Below are 735 nucleotides of genomic sequence, written 5' to 3'. Positions count from 1 at the left end.
TTGGTAGAGCAGTTGACTTTTAATCAATTGGTCGCAGGTTCGAATCCTGCACGACCCACCATTTTCTCAAGATATGGGGCTATAGCTCAGCTGGGAGAGCGCCTGCCTTGCACGCAGGAGGTCAGCAGTTCGATCCTGCTTAGCTCCACCATTCTTGATAATATGGGCGATTAGCTCAGTTGGGAGAGCACCTGCCTTACAAGCAGGGGGTCACTGGTTCGAGCCCGGTATCGCCCACCATTCTCTAAGTATTTTTGGATTCAAATCTCCAAACCACTGCAGTAAAGCGTGTGTGGTTGGGTTTTCTGACGCCGAGAGTGTTTAGACAATGTGGCTCCTTTTAGGAAGTACATGCTCTTTAACAATTTGGAAAGCTGACAAAACAATCTTTATGATTGTTTGTAAAGTTCTCAATGTTTATCAAAAGATAAACACCAATAAACACATTCAAGTGTTCTTGGAAACAACACCATAGCGTGTTGTTTATATTTGAGTCCGGCAAAATCGAGTCTGCATCATGTTTAAATAATTGCAGACAACTTTGGTTGTTTAACCTTACTTTTTGTTAAGTAAGACCCTTTGGGGTTGTATGGTTAAGTGACTAAGCGTACACGGTGGATGCCTTGGCAGTCAGAGGCGATGAAGGACGTATTAACTTGCGATAAGCCCAGGTTAGGTAGTAAAAACCATTTGAGTCTGGGATTTCCGAATGGGGAAACCCAACTGCATAAGCAG

At 43.8% G+C, this 735-nt stretch carries 2 tRNA genes and 1 rRNA gene; all 3 read left to right on the top strand.

Annotated features, from left to right (window positions below):
- The first annotated feature begins 75 nt into the window (after positions 1 to 75).
- A tRNA-Ala gene (locus QQK21_RS13410) sits at positions 76 to 151 on the top strand.
- A gap of 13 nt (positions 152 to 164) precedes the next feature.
- Positions 165 to 240, top strand: a tRNA-Val gene (locus tag QQK21_RS13405).
- 351 nt (positions 241 to 591) lie between these two features.
- Positions 592 to 735, top strand: a 23S ribosomal RNA gene (locus QQK21_RS13400); the annotation flags it as partial.

Origin of the sequence: Vibrio zhanjiangensis, assembly GCF_030161235.1 — a bacterium.
Taxonomy (GTDB): Bacteria; Pseudomonadota; Gammaproteobacteria; order Enterobacterales; family Vibrionaceae; genus Vibrio; species Vibrio zhanjiangensis.
Note: the sequence above shows the minus strand (reverse complement) of the source record. Positions and strands in the feature narration are given on the sequence as shown.